Genomic DNA, 2,670 nt, shown 5'->3' on the forward strand with positions numbered 1-2,670 from the left:
GAATTATATACGCTTCACATTTTTCTTTTAGTTTCTTATGTTTTGTTTTGATATTTTTACGTTAAAATATATCACTTTACTTAACAAAAACATGTATAAAAATTTAGACGAATTAATTGAAAAATACAAATCAATTACGAGTAATAACTCTCATTTATCTAATGATATTCAAGAAATCATACAGAGAGGAATAACTTTTCAGTATGATGAAAACGAAACAGATGCGGATCTTCTTTTTCTTGGAATGAATCCTTCATTTGGAGGAGATAAAATTGATGGAATATTTCCTTGGACAAAAGAGTTTTCTAAAGATCTAAGTTATTTCAAACCCTTTTTCACTATTGAAGAGCGATTAAAAGAAGTTTATCAAATAGACTTAAAGTGGACTCATTTTGATCTTTTTGTTTTTAGGGAAACGAAGCAAGCTCGAATTGAAAAGGTTTTTATGAATAATGAACCAGGCAGGTTATTTCTTGCTCAACAACTTGAAGTACTAAAAGAAAGACTATTGCGTACAAAACCAAAAGTAATTGTCGCTAGTAATGGTTTAATAAGAACCTTTTTGGGATTGAACAGACACCATGATAAAAATGGAAATGAGGTTGCTGTTTGGTTAGGTGATTGGATTGAAACTAAATTTGATCCAAAAGTAGGAACGCATGTTATCCTTCAACCAGCAGAATTAAAAGGTACTAGGATTTTCTTTACAAGTATGCTTAGTGGTCAACGCGCTTTAGATTTAGGCACAAGAGAACGTTTGATTTGGCATATTGCAGAGGTTTTGAAATAAGTCGATTTAGTTTTAAATTATACGAAAAAAATGAAATATAAATATCAATTGATTTTACTTGGGACAGAAAATAATGCAATTACTGAAATATGTCAAAAAGTAAATGAAAAAATAAAGGAATTAGGTCTACCCGAATCTATATTAAAAATAATTCAAGCAAATGATGTTCAAAAAGAATATGAAGGTAATCAACCTGCATTTGCTTTATATCTTGGGAATCAAGATGGTGTACATGAACATTTAGATATAACTAGCAAGTTATTAAAAGATGGAACCATGATTTTACCTATTTATTTTGGGAATGAAGAAGGAGCTTTTTCGAAGGAAATACCTTGCATATTAGCTAATCAAAATGCTATTCCTTACAAATATAAAGAAGTAGATAGAATTGCTAATATTGTTTTAGAAGCGTTTGAACTGTTAAGAAATACGAGAAAGATTTTTATTAGTTATAAAAGGAGTGAATCAACGTCTGTAGCAATACAATTATTTGAAGCTTTAGAATCTTATGGTTATGATGTTTTTTTAGACACTCATTCCATTAGAAAGGGGGAGCCATTTCAAGATGAACTATGGCATAGAATGACAGATTGTGATGTAATAGTATTATTAAATACTCCAAAATTCTTAGAAAGTCATTGGTGTAAAGAAGAGTTTGCAGAAGCTGGGACAAAGCAAATAGGCATTGTGCAATTGGTTTGGCCTAACCATGAAATAAAAAAAATTGATGTAGGATCCCATATAAGTTATCCTATTCAATTAAAAGACTTTGATTTTGTAAGCAATATTTATAATAACAAAGATCAATCTAAGTTAGTAGACGGAGTTATTAAAGATATACTTATTGAAGTGGAGTCTGTAAGAGCAAGGAATTTAGCAGCGAGACAAGATAATTTAATTACAGAATTTAAAAATATTGCTCACCAATGTGGTCGTGAGGTCACTGTGCAACCAGAAAAATTTTTAACTGAAGAGTTGCCAAGTGGTCAAAAAATAATATATATACCTACTATTGGAATACCGCAATCGACAAGTTGCCAATCAGCTGAAATACGCCATGAATTTGAAAAGCATAAAGATATTTCAATCCGTTTGATTTATGATGATTTGAGAATAAGAGATAAATGGTTAAATCATTTAGATTGGCTGAACAATAATTTCAAAAAAGACATTCAAACATTAAAGAAGCAAGAGTTTAAATCATGGTTAGAGAACAAAAAATGAAGAACATCTTTCTTTCAGCGAGTATTCCTTTACCTGAAAGAGATGCTAAATATTATGATACAGCGGATATTGTAGCGATACGTGACGCAGTAATTGCATTAACGACACTTGTACTTCCTCATCATAGAATAGTTTGGGGAGGACATCCATCTATAACTCCACTAATATATTATGTAATGGAAAAAACTATTAAGAATAAAGTGGAAAGAGAAGACGGGTTTACAAAAAAATCTTTGGAAGATCAAGAAAGAATTATTTTTCACAGAACTCAAGAAGAAATATCATCTCATGTTCGGTTGTACCAATCTAAATTTTTTGAAAAGTTTTTTCCAGAAGACAACAATAAGTTTAGAAATGTAGAATTTACAGATGTTATCGAGGATGATCGAGATAAATCATTATTACATATGCGTGAACGAATGTTAGGTGAATCTGAGTTTTCTGCTGCTGTATTTATTGGTGGTATGGAAGGAATAGATGGAGATAAGGAAAAAAATATAGAAGGTGAGTATAAAATGTTTGTCGATAGATATCCAAATGCTTTGTTATTGCCTATAGCAAGTACTGGAGGTGCTACAAAAATAATTTATGATACTGTTTTTCCTGAAAAGTTGAAGAATGAAAGGTTCGTGAAAGATTATGGTTATATGTCTTTG

At 30.5% G+C, this 2,670-nt stretch carries 3 protein-coding genes; all 3 read left to right on the top strand.

The features are described 5' to 3' along the window. The first annotated feature begins 91 nt into the window (after window positions 1–91). Window positions 92–790 carry a hypothetical protein gene (locus GOQ24_RS14330; RefSeq protein WP_160339999.1) on the top strand — a complete coding sequence of 233 codons (699 nt, stop codon included), beginning with the start codon at window positions 92–94 and terminating at the stop codon, window positions 788–790. 30 nt (window positions 791–820) lie between these two features. After that, window positions 821–2,014, top strand: a complete 1,194-nt coding sequence (locus GOQ24_RS14335; protein ID WP_160340000.1) for a toll/interleukin-1 receptor domain-containing protein — start codon at window positions 821–823, stop codon at window positions 2,012–2,014. Further along, window positions 2,011–2,670: hypothetical protein (locus GOQ24_RS14340; protein WP_208103232.1), on the top strand; the 660-nt coding region annotated here is incomplete at its 3' end. The genes GOQ24_RS14335 and GOQ24_RS14340, both read left to right, overlap by 4 nt.

This window comes from Myroides sp. LoEW2-1, assembly GCF_009767705.1.
Taxonomy (GTDB): Bacteria; Bacteroidota; Bacteroidia; order Flavobacteriales; family Flavobacteriaceae; genus Flavobacterium; species Flavobacterium album_A.